The organism is Mycobacterium sp. E796, assembly GCF_001672815.1.
In the GTDB taxonomy this organism is placed as follows: domain Bacteria; phylum Actinomycetota; class Actinomycetes; order Mycobacteriales; family Mycobacteriaceae; genus Mycobacterium.
On sequence record NZ_LZKK01000103.1, the window covers coordinates 18,219 to 37,833 of the forward strand.

General features: G+C 67.4%; 23 protein-coding genes. 10 read left to right on the top strand and 13 right to left on the bottom strand.

What is annotated here, in order from left to right; genetic code table 11:
* Positions 1 to 48: 48 nt before the first annotated feature.
* On the bottom strand, positions 49 to 1,317 hold the full coding sequence (locus A5706_RS08410) for a hypothetical protein (protein ID WP_068129024.1): 1,269 nt from the start codon (positions 1,315 to 1,317) through the stop codon (positions 49 to 51).
* Between the two features lie 249 nt (positions 1,318 to 1,566).
* On the opposite strand from A5706_RS08410, the gene A5706_RS32920 reads away from it, so the two are divergent.
* From A5706_RS32920 to A5706_RS08440, 6 genes are all read left to right on the top strand, one after another.
* On the top strand, positions 1,567 to 2,523 hold the full coding sequence (locus A5706_RS32920) for a 2-oxo acid dehydrogenase subunit E2 (RefSeq protein ID WP_068129027.1): 957 nt from the start codon (positions 1,567 to 1,569) through the stop codon (positions 2,521 to 2,523).
* Positions 2,524 to 2,532: 9 nt separating this feature from the next.
* The gene (locus A5706_RS08420) at positions 2,533 to 3,798 is read left to right on the top strand and encodes a lipase family protein (RefSeq protein ID WP_068129029.1); all 1,266 of its coding nucleotides are present in this window, start codon (positions 2,533 to 2,535) and stop codon (positions 3,796 to 3,798) included.
* 88 nt (positions 3,799 to 3,886) lie between these two features.
* A complete protein-coding gene (locus A5706_RS08425) occupies positions 3,887 to 4,711 on the top strand; it encodes a DUF3060 domain-containing protein (RefSeq protein WP_068129031.1) in 825 nt (274 codons plus the stop codon).
* A gap of 302 nt (positions 4,712 to 5,013) precedes the next feature.
* Positions 5,014 to 5,466, top strand: a complete 453-nt coding sequence (locus tag A5706_RS08430; protein ID WP_068129061.1) for a DUF5994 family protein — start codon at positions 5,014 to 5,016, stop codon at positions 5,464 to 5,466.
* 49 nt (positions 5,467 to 5,515) lie between these two features.
* Positions 5,516 to 6,148: a TetR/AcrR family transcriptional regulator gene (locus tag A5706_RS08435; RefSeq protein ID WP_068129063.1), complete on the top strand. Its 633-nt coding sequence runs from the start codon at positions 5,516 to 5,518 to the stop codon at positions 6,146 to 6,148.
* Positions 6,145 to 6,801 (top strand): enoyl-CoA hydratase-related protein, encoded by a 657-nt coding sequence (locus tag A5706_RS08440; RefSeq protein ID WP_068129032.1) that lies wholly within the window; start codon positions 6,145 to 6,147, stop codon positions 6,799 to 6,801. Before A5706_RS08435 ends, A5706_RS08440 begins: the two co-directional genes overlap by 4 nt.
* A 3-nt stretch (positions 6,802 to 6,804) precedes the next feature.
* On the opposite strand, the gene A5706_RS35200 is transcribed toward A5706_RS08440, so the two are convergent.
* Both A5706_RS35200 and A5706_RS08450 read right to left on the bottom strand, forming a co-directional pair.
* Positions 6,805 to 7,170 carry a ClpX C4-type zinc finger protein gene (locus A5706_RS35200; RefSeq protein ID WP_068129034.1) on the bottom strand — a complete coding sequence of 122 codons (366 nt, stop codon included), beginning with the start codon at positions 7,168 to 7,170 and terminating at the stop codon, positions 6,805 to 6,807.
* Positions 7,171 to 7,268: 98 nt separating this feature from the next.
* Positions 7,269 to 8,132, bottom strand: coding sequence for an alpha/beta fold hydrolase (locus A5706_RS08450; RefSeq protein WP_068129036.1), 864 nt, complete (start codon positions 8,130 to 8,132; stop codon positions 7,269 to 7,271).
* A gap of 221 nt (positions 8,133 to 8,353) precedes the next feature.
* Here A5706_RS08450 and A5706_RS08455 point away from each other — a divergent pair, with 221 nt between their 5' ends.
* Complete coding sequence (locus tag A5706_RS08455; RefSeq protein ID WP_068129038.1) at positions 8,354 to 9,112, top strand: Rv3717 family N-acetylmuramoyl-L-alanine amidase; 759 nt, start codon at positions 8,354 to 8,356, stop codon at positions 9,110 to 9,112.
* Here the strand turns inward: A5706_RS08455 and A5706_RS08460 are convergent.
* The 7 genes from A5706_RS08460 to A5706_RS08485 form a co-directional block, all read right to left on the bottom strand.
* Positions 9,109 to 10,335, bottom strand: coding sequence for a S9 family peptidase (locus A5706_RS08460; RefSeq protein ID WP_068129040.1), 1,227 nt, complete (start codon positions 10,333 to 10,335; stop codon positions 9,109 to 9,111). The two genes, A5706_RS08455 and A5706_RS08460, sit on opposite strands and share 4 nt — an antisense overlap.
* Positions 10,332 to 10,481 (bottom strand): hypothetical protein, encoded by a 150-nt coding sequence (locus A5706_RS32925; RefSeq protein WP_156767015.1) that lies wholly within the window; start codon positions 10,479 to 10,481, stop codon positions 10,332 to 10,334. Before A5706_RS32925 ends, A5706_RS08460 begins: the two co-directional genes overlap by 4 nt.
* A gap of 71 nt (positions 10,482 to 10,552) precedes the next feature.
* Complete coding sequence (locus A5706_RS08465) at positions 10,553 to 11,281, bottom strand: cutinase family protein (protein ID WP_068129041.1); 729 nt, start codon at positions 11,279 to 11,281, stop codon at positions 10,553 to 10,555.
* Positions 11,282 to 11,365: 84 nt separating this feature from the next.
* A complete protein-coding gene (locus A5706_RS08470) occupies positions 11,366 to 12,250 on the bottom strand; it encodes an alpha/beta fold hydrolase (protein ID WP_068129044.1) in 885 nt (294 codons plus the stop codon).
* Entirely contained in the window at positions 12,247 to 12,780 is a 534-nt protein-coding gene (locus A5706_RS08475; RefSeq protein WP_156767016.1) for a nitroreductase family deazaflavin-dependent oxidoreductase, read from the bottom strand. The genes A5706_RS08470 and A5706_RS08475 overlap by 4 nt, the downstream gene beginning before the upstream one ends.
* A 114-nt stretch (positions 12,781 to 12,894) precedes the next feature.
* Entirely contained in the window at positions 12,895 to 13,227 is a 333-nt protein-coding gene (locus A5706_RS08480; RefSeq protein WP_068129046.1) for a DUF202 domain-containing protein, read from the bottom strand.
* Entirely contained in the window at positions 13,224 to 13,577 is a 354-nt protein-coding gene (locus A5706_RS08485; RefSeq protein WP_068129048.1) for a YidH family protein, read from the bottom strand. The genes A5706_RS08480 and A5706_RS08485 overlap by 4 nt, the downstream gene beginning before the upstream one ends.
* A 58-nt stretch (positions 13,578 to 13,635) precedes the next feature.
* On the opposite strand from A5706_RS08485, the gene A5706_RS08490 reads away from it, so the two are divergent.
* Positions 13,636 to 14,343 (top strand): haloacid dehalogenase type II, encoded by a 708-nt coding sequence (locus A5706_RS08490; RefSeq protein ID WP_082964256.1) that lies wholly within the window; start codon positions 13,636 to 13,638, stop codon positions 14,341 to 14,343.
* An 8-nt stretch (positions 14,344 to 14,351) separates the two neighbouring features.
* On the opposite strand, the gene A5706_RS08495 is transcribed toward A5706_RS08490, so the two are convergent.
* The 3 genes from A5706_RS08495 to A5706_RS08505 form a co-directional block, all read right to left on the bottom strand.
* On the bottom strand, positions 14,352 to 14,891 hold the full coding sequence (locus A5706_RS08495) for an ester cyclase (RefSeq protein WP_068129050.1): 540 nt from the start codon (positions 14,889 to 14,891) through the stop codon (positions 14,352 to 14,354).
* 90 nt (positions 14,892 to 14,981) lie between these two features.
* Positions 14,982 to 16,277, bottom strand: a complete 1,296-nt coding sequence (locus tag A5706_RS08500) for a cytochrome P450 (protein WP_068129052.1) — start codon at positions 16,275 to 16,277, stop codon at positions 14,982 to 14,984.
* 13 nt (positions 16,278 to 16,290) lie between these two features.
* Positions 16,291 to 16,638, bottom strand: a complete 348-nt coding sequence (locus A5706_RS08505) for an MmpS family transport accessory protein (RefSeq protein WP_068129054.1) — start codon at positions 16,636 to 16,638, stop codon at positions 16,291 to 16,293.
* Positions 16,639 to 16,733: 95 nt separating this feature from the next.
* Here A5706_RS08505 and A5706_RS08510 point away from each other — a divergent pair, with 95 nt between their 5' ends.
* Both A5706_RS08510 and A5706_RS34925 read left to right on the top strand, forming a co-directional pair.
* Positions 16,734 to 17,819, top strand: coding sequence for a dihydrodipicolinate reductase (locus tag A5706_RS08510; protein ID WP_068129069.1), 1,086 nt, complete (start codon positions 16,734 to 16,736; stop codon positions 17,817 to 17,819).
* Positions 17,820 to 17,911: 92 nt separating this feature from the next.
* Entirely contained in the window at positions 17,912 to 19,480 is a 1,569-nt protein-coding gene (locus A5706_RS34925) for an Hsp70 family protein (RefSeq protein ID WP_068129058.1), read from the top strand.
* Positions 19,481 to 19,615 lie beyond the last annotated feature (135 nt).

Consider the following 19,615-nt stretch of genomic DNA (forward strand, 5'->3'; position numbering starts at 1 on the left):
GACTGGGCCAGGCGAGTGTGGGGTGCTGTGACTAGCATGACCGTTTGTTCAGCACGACGGGCCGGCGTCCGCGAGTCCGGCACTGCCAGCCTGAAATTCAGAGTCCTTGCCGTGGCTTACATTTCGCTGCTCTTCGGTTCGCGTGCCCCGTAACGGACTTGCCAGCTGTCCGCCCACCCAAACGAGCCCGCGGCCGACGGCCGCCAGCGCATGGCCCGTCGTCGTCGCGGCGGACCCGATGGTGGCGAAGGCGGCGTCGAACACGCTCGGGATGTGGAAGTCCTCCCAGGTCTCGACCTGGTGGTGGCGCGCCTCCGCGAAACGGTCGAGCTCGTCGCGAAGGGCGCGGCGTTGCCTGGCCAGCTCGCGCACCGCCCAGAATCGGAAGCCGTCGAGCACCGCCGGCTTCGCGAACCGGTCGAGGATTTCCTTCGCGTTCCCGTAGATGTCGACGTCTTCGCGCAGATGATGGTCGACGAGTTCGCGGGCGTCGTCGATCGCGCGCAGCAGGTGCTCGGGTTGCGTCGCCTCGATGCGCGCGAGGTTCAGCCGCTGCCATTTGTGCAGCGCCCCTTCGGCGATCACCAACAGGCTCAGGGTTTCGCCAAGCCGGTTGTCGTTGACCGCGTTTCGCAGCTTTTCGGCGCGGTGCTGCACGCCCAGGGTGTGATCGAACGACGCAACGACGCGCCGGACGTGGTTTCGTAATTGCTCGACGGTGACGTTGAGCGCCGGCCCCAGTGTGGCCACCGACTCCCAGTACGCGTCGGGGAGCGACCCGTACTTTTCCAGCGAGTCGACCATCCGTGAAATCGTCAGGCTGTTGCCCAGCACGTCGCCGGCGCGCTGCGCCCGAGCGACTTCGAGCACCGAGTCGACTTTGTCCTCCACGCGCCGGACGGCGTCTTCCACCTGGGCGACCGCGGACGTCAACGCCATCTGCACCGCGATCATCTGCGCCGACGCGATGGCTTCCGGGCCGAGCAGCGCCGGTCGCCACTGCAGAGGTGTCAAGAACTCAGCGTCCGTCAGAACTCGAAAGACGCCGTCGCTCAACGGAACGAGGTTGCCGTCCTTCAAGGCGTCAAGGCTCTCGCGGTGCAGCTGCACGTACTTGCCGGAGCCGGCCAGCACGGAGGCCAGCCCGGCGAGCAAGCCGCCGTCGATCCCGGCGACTCGCATGGCCTGCCCGGCGGCCGCCCGTAGCCGCGCCAGATAGGACTCGACGGCGGCCGGGTCGCCGCCGACCAGCAGGGCCTCGTCATGCAGCGACACCACGACCTCGTCCGTATCGGTCGTCGCCGACACGTCGGCCATCTCGGATGTGCTCACGGGGCGCCCCCAAGGATCCGTCGGCGCGCAAGCGAGCGGGCCGAGAGTGAGCGGGTGTTGCTGGTCCAGCGACTGCGGACGTTACACCCAGGTTTCCGGCAGAACCGCCAGGACCGCTTCGGTTCGCCGCCTGTTGGGCAGGAATTCACCCGCGACGAGGGGACCTTGTCCTCTGTCCGTGTCGCGACCCTGGACGGAGACTCGGGTACCTGCTTCGAAGAGGAAGTTCCGACGATGTTGACCACTCCATCTGTCATCCCGTTCTCCGTCTGGCGGAAGATCGCCATGGCCACCTGGCGGCCGCGCAAAGACCCGATCATTTGGGCGACAATCGATATCGAAGCGACGCGGCTGCTCGAGTACCTGCGCCAGGTCCGCGAGGCGACAGGCCAACACGTCACCCCCATGGACCTCGTCGGCAGGGCCGCGGGCAAGGTCATCGAGGCGCTGCCCGGTCTCAACGGCCGGGTCGTACTCGGCGGCTTCCTGCCGTCACCGACCGTCGACTGCTTCTTCGTGGTATCGCTGCGGACGGACCTCGTATCCGGAGCCGCAGCCGCCGGCGCCGACCTCTCGGGCACCGTGGTGCGCCGCATCAACGAGAAACGGCCCTGGGCGATCGCCAAGGAACTCGCCGATCATGTCGAACGCATTCGCCAAGGTGAAGATCCACAGTTCAAGAAGGGAAAGGCGATGGTCAAGGGGCTGCCGCCGTTGCTACTTCGCCCGGTAATGGATGCGCTCGGCTTCGTCACCGAGAGCCTTCAATTACCGATCCCCTTCCTTGGGCTGGAAGGCCGCCCTTACGGCTCGATACTCGTGAGCAATGTGGGCACCTACGGTCTCGACACGGCCGCTGCCCCATGGCCCACGTTCTGCCACGTGCCCCTGGGGATCATGATCGGCGCGGTGAAGGACAAGGTGTTGGCGCTGGGCGGTCAACCCGTCGTGCGTCCAGTGCTGCCACTGTCGATCGGGCTGGATCACCGGTTCGTCGACGGCTACCAGGCGGCGACAATGGCCGGCATCTTCCGCGCGTACCTGGCGGATCCCGCCGCGTTCGACCCGGTGCCCAGGACCGTCCAGCCCCGCACAGGGCAGCGCGCCTCGGTGCGGTCTAACGGCGAGAGGGCGGCGGCGGCGCGCACGGGAACGCAGGCCAAGGCGCAGCGTCGCCGCGCCCACGCGTAACGGAAAGCCATGACTGCAACACCAAACGGCGGGGTCATGGCCCCGCCGTACCCCAAGGACGATCCGTTCTACTCCTACACCGGCCCTCCGCCGCTGCCGGACATCTTGCCGGGAACGGTGCTGGATACTCGCGGCGTTTCCTACCACATATTGGGTTTGCCAACGTTGCTCGAGACCACGCAGCTGCTCTACCGCTCGACCAGCCAGACCAAAGCCCCGACTGTCAACGTCACCTCGGTCATTCAGCCGCGAGGGCTGAGAGACAAGACGAAGGTGATCTCCTATCAGTCCGCCTACGACTCGCTCAACCAGAACGACGAGCCGTCGTACGCGATCTCGGGCGGATGTCCCACGTTTGCCGGAGTCGTCCCTAACGTCGAGCTGGGGGTCTTCGGTCCGTTCCTCGCTGAGGGGTACACCGTCATCGTCCCCGACACCGAGGGCCAAAGCGCGGATTTCGCCGCGGGGCCCGAGTACGGAATGAACACGCTCTACTCGATCAAGGCCGCTCTCAACTCGTCGACCATCGACAGCGACGCCAAGGTTGCGATGCTCGGATACTCCGGCGGCGCGATCGCCACCGAGTGGGCCGCCGAATACGCCCCGACGTATGCGCCCGACGTCGACGAGCACCTGATCGGCGCGGCGATAGGGGGCTTGCTCGTCCACCCGGCGCACAACCTGCACTACGTCGACGGAAGCCTGATGTGGGCAGGTGTCATGGCGATGGCGCTCGTCGGCATCGCGCGCGCCTTCCACATCGATTTCACGCCGTACCTCAGTGACCGCGGCGTGCAGATCTGCAACGAGATTCAGGCCGCGTCGATCGTCGACGTCCTCGGCCTGAGGTACGAGCGCCTGAAATGGACGGACCTGGCCAAGCCCGAGTACCCGACGCCCGAGAGCATCCCGCTCTATGTCGAGACGGTCAACAAGCTGATCATGGGCACCGGCGGTACGCCGAGGACCCCGCTCTTCATCGGCCAGGGCGCCGGCGGTGAGCGCGAGGGCACGTCGGGCAACAAGCCGGGCATCGGCGCCGGCGACGGCGTGATGATCGCCGGCGACGTGCGAACGCTCGCCCGCAAGTACTGCGCGGCGGGCAGGACGGTCCATTACGAGGAGTACGACGCGCTCAGCCACATCTTCAGCCTCGCGCTCTGGCTGCCGAACTCGATCGCCTGGATCAAGCAGCGCTTCGCCGAATCGACTGCGCCGCAAAACTGTTCGTCGATCCGGCCGGGCAACCCGATCGGGCCGATTCCGGTGTCCTAGGAGCTTCGGGCCCGGCTCGCCAAGATGTCCTGCGTCGCGGCAAATTGAGGGCTGTCCGCCTAGCTGCGGATGTGGAACCATTTGGCAAATGAAGGACGACGATCCCGAAAAGCGGATTCGCGAGTTGGAACGCGAGCTTGCCGACGTCACCCGGCCCCCGCAAACCCCGCCCCCGTACACGGGAGGCGAGACGTACACGGAGAACCCGCCGCCGTACACGGGCGGCGCGACCTACAGTGCCCCGACGTACAGCGCCCCGACCTACAGCAGTGGCCCGACCTATACGGGTGGCGGGCCGTTCCCCTGGGGCGCCCCGCAGCCGCGGCGCAAGCGCTACCCCTGGTACCTCGTCCTCGTCCTGGTCGCGGTCGTCGTGCCGATCATCATCAGCCTGGTGATGACGTTCGCCAGGACGTCCATGAGTAGTTCGATATCGAGAGGTGGCGCCGGCAGGACGACGTCCAGCGGTCCCACCGCGGTGCCGTGGGGCGGCGAGCTGCGCGTCAGCGACAACTCGCAGGCCAGGACGATCTCCTGCAACAACGGCAAGCTCACCCTCGCCGCGTACGACAGCAAGTACGTGATCACCGGCCACTGCGCCAGCCTCACCGTGGGCGGCTACGACAACAACGTCACCGTCGACAACGCCGACGCCATCGAGTCGACCGGATACAGCAACGTGGTCCGCGTCGACACCTGCAACGACGGCAACCTGAAGATCTCCAGCTACGGCAACGAGTTCAACGTCACCGGCCACTGCGCCGGTCTTGCGATCTCCAGCTACAACAACAAGGTCAACGTCGACAGCGTCGACGCCATCACCGTCTCTGGATACAGCAACAACGTCACGTACCACACGGGCACGCCGAAGATCACAAACTCGGGCTACGACAACAACATTCAGCAGGGCTGAATCCGTGACCCACTAGGTGATCCGCGGAATCGATAGCGCGTGCGCTATCAATTCCCGGAAGCACCACACCCTTCCCAGCCGGGGCCGAAAATGGCCACAGCCCCTGAAACCGGACCCACGCGGCTCCGCGGCGACGCACTGGCGTAACGTTTGAAAACGAGCCGTTTCGTTGTCAGCGGTGCTCCGCGGCATCCACAGGCAATGCGATTCCTCCGTCGCCCCAGCGCCAGGGGCGGTCGACGCCGACCGTGAAGGAACTGCCCGTGGAAACCGCAACTGATCGCGCGGTGCAACACGTACCGATGCACCTCCTCCGAGGCCGGCACGGAACCAACCCGATACGGGTGTGCGTGGCGCGCGAATTGGGCCACGACATCGACGGCGCGTGGTGGCCGCGCGTGGACCGCATCGCAAACGAACTGCCCTCCCTTGTCGCGGTGCTGACCCCGCTGCTCGGGGACATCAAATCCATCAACGTCAACTGGTCACCGCTGCAACGACCGCCCGACCTGAACTGGCCGGGATGGGAGCACAAGCGCCAGCACGTGATGACGATCAACGGCTGGGAAGCGTGCGCGAACCTCCTGGTCGTCCCGTACGCAACCAACTCCGCGCTCGCCCAGATGGTGCTGCGCCTGGCCGCCGACCTGCCCATCGACTGCGCCGACCGCAACAAAAAGGCATTCGTGACCGCCGGCTCGGTTCTGCTCGCTGCGCAACGGCAATGCGACCTGCCAACGCCGGATGAGGTCTGACCGACCAACTCCGTAGATAACAGAGCGGATGCTCTGTTATGCTGCCGAGGTGCCCCGCCCACGCGTCCACGACCAGGACCGGATCCTCGATGCCGCGGAATTGCTGGCGGCTCAGTCCGGGCCCGCCGCCGTCACCATCCGCGCGATCAGCGACGCGACCGGCATGTCCAACGGCGCGCTCTACCACACGTTCGGATCCCGCGCGGGCCTGGTGGGCCGCGCCTGGCTGCGGGCCGGGCACCGATTCCTCAGCGCGCAAGGCGAATTGATCGACGCCGCGCTCGACGGCGACGCCGCCGACGCGGTGGTGGCCGCGGCCGAAGCGCCGGCGGTGTTCGCCGAACAGTTCCCGCACTCCTCGCAGCTGATCCTGACCGTGCGCCGCGACGAACTGCTGGGCCCCGAGACGCCGACCGAGATCGCCGCCCAGCTGCGCGACCTGGACCGGCTGCTGGTCGAGGCGATGATCCGACTGGCCCGCGCCCTATGGGACCGCAAGGATGCCGCGGCCGTCGACGTCATCACCATGTGCATCGTCGACCTCCCGACGGCAATCCTCTTGGAACGCAAGCGAATCCACGATCAAGACGCACGGGAACGACTGCGCGCCGCGGTCCGCGCCGTGCTGGCCGTCGGCCCGCCGCCGTTGCGGCGCAGAAGCACAGAAAGGAACAAGAAATGACACCAACACTGGCCTGGGACGACAAGATCGCCGTCGTCGACCTCGGCGAGGACGAAAACCGGTTCTCGCCGGAGTTTCTCGACGGCATCAACGCCCACCTGGACGAGATCGAGGCCGCCGGCGCGCAGGGCCTGGTCACCACCGCGCGCGGCAAGTTCTACACCAACGGCCTGGACCTGGACTGGCTTTCGGCCCACGCCGAGCAGACCCAGTCCTACGTCGGCCGGGTGCAGGCCCTGCTGGCCCGCGTGCTGACCTTCCCGACGCCGACCGCCGCCGCGGTCACCGGGCACGCCTTCGGCGCGGGCGCCATGCTGGCGATGGCGCACGACGTGCGGGTGATGCGCGCCGACCGGGGCTACTTCTGCTTTCCCGAGGTCGACATCCGGATCCCGTTCACCGACGGCATGGCCGCACTGATCCAGGCCAAACTCACGCCTCAAGCAGCGATCGCGTCGATGACCACCGGGCGCCGCTTCGGCGGGACCGAGGCCGTCGAGTTCGGCATCGTCGACGCCACCGCGGGCGAGGGTGAGGTGACGGCCGCCGCCACCGACCTGTTGCGCCCGTTGTCCGGCAAGGACCCCGGCACGCTCGGCGCGATCAAGCAGACCATGTTCCGCGCCGCGGCGCAGGCGCTAACCAACGCCTGAAATCTATTCGCCGGAGAAGCGTTCCCACGCGGACTGGCGCGTGATGCCCAGCGTCTGGCCGATTTTCGCCCAGGTGACCCCGCGCCGGCGCAGCTCGCGCACCCAGTCGCGCAGGTCGGTCTCGACCTGCTGGGCCACCACCGCCATGCGGGGGATGTGGTCGAGCATCTGCTGATCGCTCCACGACTCCCAGATCGGCATTCGCAGCTCGGCCGGCTTGCCCCGGTACTCGTCGATGATGGCCTGCGACAGTTCGATGCATTCGTTGCAGATCTGCACGCCCGGGCCGGCCACCAGCTTGTCGACCTCGGTGTTGGACTTGCCGCAGAACGAACACCAGATCTTGGCGGTCTGCTTCGTGGGGCTCATGGGGACTCCCAGTTGTCAGGATCTGCCTGACACATTACGGTGTCAGGGCCGCCCTGACAAGAGGCGTGGGTGGGTTGTTCAGGTGTCGAGCCCGGCGGTCAGCGACTGATGTGTGCCAGCAGGTGCTTGGACCAGGTGTCGGGTGACTCCAGTGGGCTGAAATGGCCGCAGTTCTCGAGGTATTCGAGGGTGAAGTCCGCGTAGAAGTCATCCAGGGTGTCGCTCCATGTCTGCGGGAACAACGGATCCTGGTCGGGCCACAAGATGGTCACGGGCTTGGCGAACCTGTCTTCGCGGGCTGGTGTTGTCTCGTTGGCGTAGTAGGTGATCGGGTTTCCCTCGGCGTTGCGGAACCACAGAACGCCGGCCAGGAAGGCTCCGGGTGCGGAGTGGTTCTCGGTTAAGTGGTCCAGGAGGTCGTCGACGACGGTCGATCCGGGTGCCGACCAGTTCAACAGGTTTTCCTTGAGTGCCGCGCGGACGGCGTCGGGTTTCCCGTCGATGATTTCCTCGACCAGTTCGGATTTGTAGAAGATGGCGTGCACGAACGCGTTCACCGCGTCCTCTTCGAGAATCCGTCGCCCTACCCCCATGGTGGGCGGTGCGATTACCAGCGACCGCACCAGATCGGGCCGGGTGGCCGCGATCGTCTGGGCGGTGAAGCTGCCGATGTCGTACCCGCCCAGCACGGCGTTGCTGATACTCAGTTCTTCCAGCAGTGCGATGACGCTGCCGACCTGGCGATTGAGTGCGTAGGCGGTCGGGTCCTCCAGGTGCTTGTCCGACTTGCCGTAACCGCGCAAGTCGATGACGGTGACGTCCGCCCGTGCCTTGAGCTGGGGGACGACTCTGGAGTACTCCGTGTGGTCGCCGGGATTGCCGTGGATCAGGACGACGGGGACACCCTGCCCGGAGCGCTCGTAGTAGAGCTTGAACCCGTCGTGTTCGGTTGAGTAGGGCACGGGACCTCTCCTTCCTGAAACTCACACCAGTGCTTTTCGAGCGCCGCGCGCTGCGTGACGGCATTGCCGCGAAAAGGGTTTACCCAGAAACTGTTTCGACTCCCTTCAGTGATGCTAATAGCCCAGTTTGTCAGCCGGAGTTGCCGGCCGATGGCGGCGGTTGTCAATCTTTGCTGCATCGAGACAGGGTGGGGCCGGGACAGGTTGTTACTATCGCGCGGGTGGGTGCCCCGGGGTCCGTTTCACGGCGCGACGTGTTGCGATACGCCGCCGTCGCACCGGCGCTCGTCGGGGTCGCCCTGGCCGAGGCGCCCCGAGCGGGCGCCGGCATCGCCGGGATGGGCGTCTTTCTCGACCCGGGCCACAACGCCGTCAACGACGCCTCGATCAGCCAACAGGTGCCGAACGGCCGCGGGGGCACCAAGGAATGCCAGACCTCGGGCGCCGCGGCCGACGACGGCTACCCCGAGCACGCGTTCACCTGGGCCGTGGTGGGTCTGATCAGCGCTCAACTCAACTCGATGGGGGTCCACACGCAGCTGTCGCGCGCCGACGACAGCTCCGTCGGCCCCTGCGTCGATGCACGCGCGGCGGCGGCCAACGCGATGCACCCCGACGCGATCGTCAGCATCCACGCCGACGGCGGCCCCGCCTCCGGCTCGGGCTTCCACGTGAACTACTCCAGCCCGCCGCTGAACGAGTCCCAGTCCGGCCCGTCGGTGCAGTTGGCGCGCACGATGCGGGACGCATTGGTGCAGGCGGGTTTTCACCCGTCCACCTACATCGGGTCCGACGGCCTCTACGGGCGCGCCGACCTGGCCGGGCTCAACCTGGCCGATTACCCGGCCGTACTCGTCGAGCTGGGCAACATGAAGAACGCCGACGAGGCCGCGCGGATGGAAAGCCCGGACGGGCGGGCGCGGTATGCCAATGCCGTCACCCAGGGGATCGTCGCGTTCCTGAACGCCAAGGCCGGTTAGATGCCGGCCAGCACGGTGTCGAGCCAGTCGTAGACGCGCCCCAGCGCGAGGCGTTGGGCGCCGGATTGGCAATGCGCTTCCGCGCCTTCGGCTGCCGTGAACGCCAACAACGTTTTCTCACACGTCAGGTGCTCGAAAAGCAGCTTGGGTTGGCCTGCGAAGAAAATGTCCTCGGCGGCGTCGCAGACCAGAGTGGGGCAGCTGATGCGCTCGGCGATGCCATCGGCCAGCGTGTAGTCGAGGTAGCAGGCCAAAAAGGCGCGGGGGGTGTTGACGCCCATAACGTATTGGCCGTGGGCGGTCGCCCATCTGATATTCGGGTTGGACGCGATCAACTGCTCGATCATCGTGTCGGCCTCCGGTGCCGATTCGGCCCGGAGTAAGGCCTCGGCGTCCGCGCGTGCCAACGGCATGGGCTCGGCCACAGTGACGCCGAGGTCGTAGGCGCCGTCCATGGCAATGCAGGCGGCCAATCGGTGCTCGAAGGCGGCGGCCCGTGGAGCGAGCAGGCCTCCCATGGAGAGACCGAACAGCGCCGTTCGGGCTGGATCGACGCCGGGACGCTCCAGGAGCCAGTCCAGTACCGGAGTGACGACGTTCTCCCAGTCCGGACGAAAGACGAGGCCGTCGAGGCGACGGGCCGCGGGCTGCCCCGGCCCGTCGAACGTCAGCACGTGGTAGCCGCGTTCCTGGCCCGCGGCGGCGCCGAACCAGTGCAGCTCCTCGCACGTGCCGTCGAATCCACTGTGCATGATCACCGTTGGGCGCGTGGCGGTTTCGTCGCCTGTTCCTGACGCGCGGTAGAAGTAGCCGTGCAAAACGGTTCCCTCATAAGGGATCTCGACGGGCTCGATCGGTGGGTCGAAGAGAGCGGCGGCGGTGTGAAAGCACTCGCGGCTTCGGTTGTAGACGTGGTCGATGCGGGGGTCATCGGGGTTTCCGTGCAAGTAGAACTCGGCAGACCGGTAGTAATTGTTGGCCCGCATCAGCCCATCGCGGGCGCTGATGCGGTGGCCTGCGGCCAGCGCTTTTTCGGCCTCGGCCGCAACCCAGTCCGCGGTGGCCGACCATTCGTCGTACCAGCTGTCGTAATCGCCGGCGGTGATGGCCTGTGCGGTGGTGAGCACCTCGCCGATGTCGGCACCGCCGTATGCGGTGTGGCCCAAGGCCCGCAGGGTCTCGAACCAGAAGGAGGTGTCCTCGGGAAACAGGAGCGGCTTCATTGCGGTTTCCGCTTCCCGACACGGGAACCCAGCGCGGCGACCTGATCGCCTTCGCCGTCGGCGACGAGCCGCGCGGCCCGAATCGAGTCCGCGACGGACACCAGCCCGTCGTCACGCAGCACCAGCCCCGCCAGTCGCTTGCCCATGACCACCACCTCCCTCGGCGTCCAGTTGACCGCCGAGGGACGGTGGTGCGCCAGGGACGAAAGTCATCGGCTCAGGTGCCGAAGCCTCCGCTGGGAGCCCCGGCCGTCGCCGCGTTGCCGCCGAGGTGGCTGGCCGCGAAAGCCGCGCCCTTGTCGATCATCCCCCCGTCGGAGGCGTAGGTGTTATGCGCGGCGAAGTTCATCCCGTCCGAGCAGACCGGGTCCTCTGGGGCGCACACCTTGATGGTCTTCGCCTGATACAGCGGGCCGATGGCGACCGGGGGCTCGTTGAGGAAGTTCATCGCGCGGACGTTGGGCATGCCGAAGAGCACGACCGAGGAGACGTGATCGGCCACGGCGGGGTCCATCGGTTTGGGCACGGTCGCGGGGTCGACCCCGTCCGGGACGGCGGCCGAGGTGACGAAGCCCATGACGGCCGCGCCCTGCGAGTAGCCGCCGAGCACCATCTTGGTGTTCGGGCAGGTCTTCGCCATGTCCTCGACGTGGAAGCCGGCGTCCTTGATGCCGTCGAGGCCGGTGCCCCAATCATTGCTGGCGGGGTAGTTGACGGGATAGACGTCGAGTGACTTTCCGCCGATGCGCGAGCGCAGGTTGTCGACGAACGCCTGTCCGGTCGGCCCGACGCCGGGGTCCTCGCCGGTGCCGCGGGCGAAGACCACCTGGACGTCCGGACATTGGGCCAAGGCTACGGGGATGGCGGGCGCGACAACGGTGGCGCCGATGCCCGACACCGCCGCTGCCGCAGAAACAGCGAAACGAGTGATGTGACGTGCGATCATGCCAAAATTTTGCCCAGATGAGCAGGACCCCAAACCTGGGAATTTGCTTGAACTTTCATGAAATTTCTCTGGTAACGAAATTCGTCAGGCGGCGTCGAGGAATTGATTCACCGCCTGGACAAATTCCGTGGGGCGATCGCGCACAAGCCAGTGCCCACAAGGCTCGAGGACCCGCACCCGTCCGTCCTGGACGAGTCGCGAGGCGCGAATCGAATCGGCCACCGGCACAAGCCTGTCGTCGCGCCCGGCCAGTACCAGCGTCCTGGCCGTGATGCGCGGCAGCCTGGACACCAGCGACAGGCCCTCCGGTCCTGCGCCGAACGCCCATCGTTGCGTGGCGGCGAACGCTTCGCCCGCATGCGGGAGCTTGCCACTGATGACAACCGCGTCGATCAAGTCGTCGGACAGCGCCGAGGCGTTCTTCATGCCGAGGCTGGCGCGCAACTGCGCGCGAACAAGCCCGCGCCCCAGGCTCACCGCGAGCTCGTTCATCCGCTTTCCCAGTCCTGGATGGTGGGCGACCCATTCGGCGGTGCGCATGAACTTGTACTTCTCAGTGATGCCGCCAGGATTGATCGCGACGACGCGGCGTACTACATCGGGGCGGGTGATGGCCATCTCGAGCGCGATCCAACCCCCGAGCGACAACCCCCCGAGATCCACGCGATCGAAGCCGTAGGCGCGAATCAGGTCGGCGACCCAGTCGCCGTACCACGGGATGGAAAACGACGACTCCGGAAACTCGGTTTCGCCGTATCCCGGGAGGTCGGGAGCGATGACGCGCCGGCGCTCGCCGAGCACAACCAGCGCCGAACCAAACGACACCAGCGCCGAGTCGACGCCACCGCCGTGCAGCAGGATCAGCGGTGTGACGTCATTGTGGGGATCGACCTCGAACACCCGCGTGCGGATGCCCTGAACAGTGATGTCACGCGCATCGACCCCGGCGGGAACACGCAGGGCCTTCACACTCGCGCGCGTTGCGCCGATGGGACGAGCCGTTCCGCGGCCTCGTCCGTGCTTTGGTGCAGCCAGACAAACTCATGGATTCCGGCCAATCGCAACATGATCTGTGATCCGATCGGCCACGACCGCATGGGCTCGCGCCCGGAAATGAGCTCGGGGCGCTCCAGCTGATACGTGCGACCCCGCCAGTTAAGCGTGCCTACCCCGGCGGCCAGCAGGTTCCGGTACCAGTCCGTCTGCGGGCCGTAACCCAGCGGCAGCAGGAATCCGTCACCGTATGGATTCGTGCCGAGTGGCGTCTGGTAGACGCGACCGCTGCGGCGCCCCACATGGGTCAGCAGTCCCCAGGAGGTTCGCTTGGTGCCCGCGATGTTGCGGGTCATGCCGTTGTAGGTGGTCAGGAACTTCTTGAACCAGGCCCGGTCGAACAGCACCCGTCGGTTGCGTCGCACGATCCTTGGCATCAGCACCAACCAGGTCAGGACGAGACCGCCAACGACGGAAGCGGCAAGGACTCGCGGCCGAACAGTCATGAGTACCTCCTTCGGCCTCAAGCTAACGCCCGGCACGCGGGGGCACGCCAGGGGCGAAAGTCCTCCAGCGCACCACGGCTTTTCTTGGCTTGTCTTGCCGCCGGGACTCTTTCGCTACACCAGCTGAGCGACCGTCGTCACGACGATGAGCACCAGCACGGCGGCCCCGATGCTGTACACCTGCCGGCGCGGGGTGATGCGCGCCGGCAGTGGCTGCCGCTGCAGCGTGCGCTGGCGTCGCACCGCGATCAGGTAGGTGCCCAGCGCGACGGCCGCGGCCAGAAGGGCGGGGATCAACTGCCACGGCCCGACGGGGCCGTGCAGGTTCCTGACCATCAGCAGCGCGCCGTTGGCAAGGAACGCGAAAGCCGTCCGCGTCCACGCCAGGGTCGTCCGGTCGGCCGGCTCGTTAGCCCGCGGACGGACCGTCGGCGTCGCGTCGCTCAACCCATGACCGCCTTGGCGATCACCAGCCCGATCGCGACCAGCCCCACCACGCTGAGGCCCACCGCGAGGTAGGCCGGGGTGGGATGGCGGGGCAGCGGATCGCCGTGTCGCATGGCGACATCCGCCTGCCGCCAGCGCACCAGACCCATTCCGCTGGTGAGGGTCGCCAGCACGGCGAGCCCGATGCCGAGTGCGCGCCGCGCCCCGGGCACGGTCAGTTCGGGAACCAGCTGGACCAGGGCGACCGCCGCGGCGAGCAGACCCAGCGCGGTGCGCTGCCAGGCCAGGAAGGTTCGCTCGTTGGCGAAGGTGAAGCGGTAGTCGGGCTCGCTCTCGTCAGGTTCGGCCACGAACTAACCGCCTCGGCATGGATGGTCAAGCGTTTCGACGTCGCAGATTTTAACCTGCATGATGAGGCTTGTGGTTAAGGCGCTGTTGTTCGACGTGCAGGGCACGGCGACGGATTTTCATTCGACCGTGTGCGACGAGGCGGCGCGGATCAGCGCGGGCCGGCACCCTCAGGCCGACTGGGGCGACTTTGTGCGGCGTTGGCGCGCAGGCTACTTCGCGGCGTTGGACGATGCGCAGGGCAGTGGCTGGGTCCCCGTGCACTCGGTATATCGGCGCGCTTTGGATGCCGTCCTGGACGACGGCGGCATCGCGGGCTTCTCGGACGCCGAGCGCGACGAGCTCACCCTGGCCTGGCAGCGGTTGCGGCCATGGCCGGACGTGGTGCCCGGGCTGACGCGGTTGAAGCGCTTGTACACACTGGCCACTCTGTCGAACGCCGACGTGTCAGCGGTGGTCAACATCTCCAAGCGTGCGGGACTGCCCTGGGACGCGATCTTCGCCGCCGAGATGGCCGGGGTGTTCAAGCCCGACCCGGCGATCTATCGCATGGCCGCGACCTACCTCGGCCTGCAGCCCGCTGAGATCATGATGGTGGCCAGCCACAAGTACGACATCCGCGCGGCGGGCGGGCTGGGTTTTGCGACGGCCTTCGTCGCGCGCCCGCTGGAGTTCGGGGCCGACGGCGACGCCGACGTGGCCTACTCCGACGAGTTCGACGTCAACGCGTCCGACTTCCTGGACCTGGCAGCACAACTGGGCTGCTAGCGGCCGGTCTATGCGGAAGTCAGTGCGGGGTCCGGCTTTTCCGACGACATGGACAGGAAGCCGCGCACGCAGCGCGCGGCGAGCAACCAGTTGCCCGGTTTCTTCATGTCCAGCCCGCCCAGCAGCTGCTTGATCATGGTCAGCGTGTCGAAGTAAATGCGTTCGCAGACAAGCGTTTCGGTTTCGTCGAAAACGAAGTAGGCGGTCATCCGGACCCGGAAGCGGCTGCCGGTGGGCGGGACCTTGCCGAGATATCCGCGGTGGGTGCCCATCAGCCAGAACTCGACGATCACCGCGTCGGCGCTATGCCGCAGCGCGATGATCTCGTGGTCCTGATCGGGGAACGCGGTCCGCGTATAGACGTAGTAGCCGCGCACCGCCTCGTCGCCGTCGTGGACGATCATCTGCGGGATCAGCTCGTAGCGCGGGTGCGGGAAGGTCGCCAGCACGTCGTCCCAGGCCTGGCGGACCTCGTCGTGAAAGTGGTCGAGCACCAGCTTCTCGCGGGCGGCCAGCACGTCGGGGGAGGGAAACGCGGGAATGGTCACGTCGGTGAGCCTATGGCGCGCCGAGCAGACGCAAAAGCCCCCGACACGCCGTGCGGGAAGGGGCTTTTGCGTCTGCTCGCGGTAGGGACATCAGCTCCTTGGCGTCCACGCGACCGGCAGCCTCTTGATGCCGTGGATGAATTGCGACAGCAGCATCGAGGGTTCCTCGACCGCGACGATGTCGGGAATCTCGCGGCGCAATTCGTCGAAGACGACCCGGATCTCGCGGCGGGCCAGGTTGGCGCCCAGGCAGAAATGGGCGCCGCCGCCGCCGAAGCCGAGATGCGGGTTGGGATCGCGGGCCACGTCGAACATCCACGGGTTGGCGAACTTTGACTCGTCGCGGTTGGCCGAGTTGTACCAAAGCGCGGCCTTGTCGCCGGCCGCCAACTTGACTCCGCTCAGCTCGGTGTCGCGGGTCACGGTGCGCCGCATGTAGACCACCGGGGAGGCCCACCGCACGATCTCCTCGACGGCGGTGGGGGCCAGGCCTTCGTAGTTGGCCCACCACTTCTCCCGCTCGTCGGGGTAGCGCGACAGCGCGAGCACACCGTGGCTGATCGCGTTGCGCGTCGTCTCGTTGCCGGCGACGACCAGCAGGATGAAGAACGACGCGATCTCCTGCGATGTCAGCCGCTCGCCGTCGACCTCGGCCTCCACCAGGCTCGTCGTCAGGTCGTCGTGGTGGTTGACGCGGCGATCCTCGGCCAGCGCGGCGGCATAGGCGCCGATGTCCATCGAAACCTGCGTGAACTCCCCGAAATCGGTCGACAGGTCGGGGTCACCGAACCCGAGAATGACGTTGGTCCAATGGAATACGCGCTGATGGTCCTCCTCGGGGATGCCCATCATGTCGCAGATGATCTGCAGCGGCAGCGGCCCGGCGAGCTCGCTGACCAGATCGGCCTCGCCGTCGGGATGATTGGCGATCAGCGACGACACCAGCCGGTGCGCCCGCTCGCGCACCGAAGCCTCGATGCGCGCCACCACCTTCGGGGTGAACGCGCGGCTGACGATCGAGCGCAGCCGCTGGTGCCGGGGATCGTCGGTCACGATCATCGAGCCGAAATACTCGGCCAGTTCGGGCATCTGGTCGCCGATGGTGATGCCGCCGGCGGAGCTGAAGATGTCGGGATGGCGGCTGGCGTAGTGCACGTCGTCGTGCTTGGTCAGCGCCCAATACCCATTGCCGGCCTCGAACCCTTCGTACTTGACCGCCGGCCAGAACGACAGCGGCGCCTCGCGGCGCAGGGTGGCAAAGGCGCCGTCGCGGTAGTCGTCGTCGTACCCCCAGAACTCGAGCGACTCGAGATGAATGTCGGCCAGCGGGATCTCGGGCGGCGGCGCCCCGTTCGCGCGAGTCGCGATGCCTGTCTTGAGTGACACGGTTGGGCCGCTATCAGTGCGTGCACACGGTTCTGGCCGGCGTCCCCGTCGTCGCCGTCGCGTCGCTGACCACGTTGCCGTCGAGCTTGATCTTGCACGAGATGGGACCCGGCCCCTGGGCGCTGATCACGAACACCTCGCCGCCGTAACCGGTGAACTGCGTCGACCAGGGCAGCGTGGCGTTCACCGCGTGCAGCTGACCGTTGTCGGTTTGATACGAGATGTATTCGGCGATGGCCGGGCCGCTCACCTCGTAGGTGACCCTGGGGTTCTCGGGCCCGGCGTTGGCGACGCCGCACCCGGTTGCGAGCCCGACGCCGATCGCCAACAGGATCGACGGCCCGCGCAGATGACTGGTCATGGTTTCACATCGTGTACCACAAACATCGCCTGGTCTAGATGCCGACCGCGGCCATGCTTAGGGTGAACCGGGGGCTGATGCTCAGGAAGGTGTGTATGTCGGGACACGAGCCAAAGCGCGTGGTGGTTTGGGGCACCGGATTCGTCGGCAGCATGGTGATCGCCGAGATCGTCAAGCATCCGCTGTTCGAGTTGGTGGGTGTCGGCGTCAGCAACCCCAACAAGATCGGCCGCGACGTCGGCGACATCTGCGGGCTGCCGGAACCGATCGGCATCATCGCGACCGACGACGTCGACGCGCTGATCGCGCTGCGCCCCGACGCGCTGGTGCACTACGGCCCGACGGCCATGCACGCCGACGCCAACATCGCGCTGATCACGCGGTTCCTGCGGGCCGGCATCGACGTCTGCTCGACCGCGATGACGCCGTGGGTCTGGCCGACCATGCACCTCAACCCGCCCAACTGGATCGAGCCCATCACCGAGGCATGTGAGCTTGGCGGATCGTCGTGCTTCACCACCGGCATCGACCCCGGTTTCGCCAACGACCTGTTTCCCATGACCCTGATGGGCGTCTGCTCGGAGGTGCGCCGCGTCCGCGCCTCGGAGCTGCTGGACTACACAAACTACGAGGGCGACTACGAGGTCGAGATGGGCATCGGTCGTGAGCCCGAGTTCAGCCCGATGCTGGAGAATCCCAGCGTGCTGATCTTCGCGTGGGGCGCGACCGTGCCGATGATCGCGCACGCGGCGGGCATCATGCTCGACGAGATCACCACCACCTGGGACAAGTGGGTGACGCCCACCGAGCGCACGACGGCCAAGGGTGTGATCAAGCCCGGGCACGTCGCCGCCGTCCGGTTCACCATCAACGGCATCTACAAGGGCGAGACGCGCATCCAGCTCGAACACGTCAACCGGATCGGGAACGACGCCGCCCCCGACTGGCCGTCGGGCCACGACAACGACGTCTACCGCGTGGACATCGAAGGCACCCCGAGCATCTTCCAGGAGACCGCGTTCCGGTTCACCGACGGCTCGGGCCGGGACGCGGCCACCGCCGGGTGTCTGGCCACCGGGATGCGGGCGCTCAACGCCGTGCCTGCGGTCAACGACCTGCGCCCGGGCTGGGTCACCCCGCTCGACCTTCCCCTGATCGCCGGGGCCGGCTCCATTCGCTGACGCGGTTATACAGCTGACGCACAGCATGCACAGAGAGTGGCTATAGGTTCCCCCGGCACGATTAGCCGTGCTGCTGAAGTGGGGATTGATACATGGTCGATAGGGTGAGGCCCGCGCTGGGCCTGTCAATTGGTTCCACCAACCTCGCGGCCGCGACCGCCAATCTCGTAATCACGCGCAAGCCGGTCGTCACTCTCTATCGCGAACGCCCGCCCGAGGTGGGCGTACCCTCGGAAAACCCTCGACTCGACGAGCCGGGCGTGGTCATCACCGGTTTCGTGGACCGGGTCGCGGATCCGGTGGGAATCCGGGCCGCCGACGGCTCGGTGCACCGCGGCGGCGCGTTGATCGCCGACGCTATGCGCGCCCTGGCATACGCGGCCACGGGCGGGCGTCCGTTGCCCGAAAACATCGCGGTGACCTATCCCGCCCATTGGTCCGACAACTCCGTGCACGCCCTGGGCGCCGCGCTGGGCGGCGTCTCCGAATGGGCGGATCCCGCGCGGCCGCTGGTGCTGATCCCCGATGCCGCCGCGACCTTGTTCGCGGTACGGGCCAACCCGGGCATCCCCGCGCGCGGCACCGTGGCCGTGTGCGATTTCGGCGGCAGCGGGGCCAGCATCACGCTGATGGACGCCGCCGGCAACTACCAGGCCCTGGCGCCGACCGTGCGCTATCCCGACTTTTCGGGCGACATGATCGACCAGGCGCTGCTGACCGTCGTCATGGCCGACGCGCCGAGCGTCGGCTCGCTGAGCCCGCTGCGCAGCGGGTGCCGCGGCGCCAAGGAGCAGCTCTCGTCGACGACGGTGACTTCCCTGGCCGTCAGCGACATCCGGCTCACCCGAAACGAACTCGAGGACGCCATCCGCCAGCCGCTGACCAACTTCGTGGCGGTGCTGGATGAGGCATTGCGGCGCAACGGGATTCGCGATCTGACCGCGGTGGTTTCGGTGGGCGGCGGGGCGAACATCCCGGCGGTCACCACGACGCTGTCGGGACATTTCCGGGTGCCGGTCATCACGACGCCGCAGCCCCAGCTGACCGCGGCAATCGGGGCCGCGCTGCGGGTCGCGCCGGGGCCGGTGGATGACACCGCGACCGCGCTGATTCCGGCCGCGCCGGCGACGGCACCGGCTCCTGCGATGGCGACGGCGACGGCGACCGCGCGAGCCTGGCCGGGTCGTCGTGGCGCTGGGACCGCGACGGCCGAGGCGCCCTCGCCCGGGACGGCGCCCGCGATGGCCTGGTCGGCCACCGGCGCCGGCCCTACGTTCGCGAGCCCGGCGCCGAAGTCCGAGCAAGCCTCCGAGGAACCGGCGGTCGCGCCCGCGGAATTCCAGAAGTCCGTCTGGCGGCGATTGGCCCCGTTGATGGTCATCGGCGCCTTGCTGGCGCTCCTGCTGGTGGGCGCCGCTTTGGCGATCGGCCTGGGGTCCAGCAGCAAGCCCGCGCCGGCGCCGGCCGGCAACACCACGCCAGCATCCCCGGCGCCCTCGTCGGCGCCGCCCACCCCGGTGACCCAGCCGCCGGGTGCGCCCCATCCGCCCGGACCGCCGGCGCCACCGGCGCCGCCGTCGCCATTGATGCCACCGTGCGGGGTGCTCCCGCCGTCGCCGCCAATCCCGCCTTGGCCGCCGTTGCCGCCGAAGCCGCCGTAGCTGCCTCCGTAACCGGGGCTGGTGCCGCCGGTGCCGCCGATGCCGCCGGTGCCGCCCGCGCCGCCGGGATAGGTCAAAGCGACTGTGTCGCCGGTGGTTTGGGCCGCGTCGATGCCATTGAACCCGTAGGTGGCC